This is a genomic window from Pseudomonas sp. SIMBA_067, assembly GCF_046534675.1.
In the GTDB taxonomy this organism is placed as follows: Bacteria; Pseudomonadota; Gammaproteobacteria; order Pseudomonadales; family Pseudomonadaceae; genus Aquipseudomonas; species Aquipseudomonas putida.
The window spans coordinates 1-232 of sequence record NZ_JAWRYH010001428.1 but is presented as its reverse complement, the minus strand read 5'-3'; the positions used below and the strand labels follow the sequence as shown (position 1 = coordinate 232).

Here is a 232-nt window from a genome sequence, read left to right as displayed (position 1 = left end):
CAACCATTGCTTGAGCATTTTTAACAACTTGTGCTTGGTATGTTTTAAATTCAGGTTGAAGTGCTTCTTTAAATGCCACCGCTTTAGCAGCAATAACATGACATAAAGGACCACCTTGGCCACCTGGAAAAACAGCGCTGTTTAGCTTTTTGTAAATTTCTTCATCGCCACACGCAGAAATGATTAAACCACCGCGAGGACCGGCTAATGTTTTGTGTGTTGTGGTTGTTAC

1 pseudogene is annotated in these 232 nt (G+C 41.4%); it reads right to left on the bottom strand.

Annotated elements, in window-relative coordinates:
* Positions 1-232, bottom strand: a pseudogene (gene glyA, locus SB765_RS34115) (serine hydroxymethyltransferase); the annotation flags it as partial.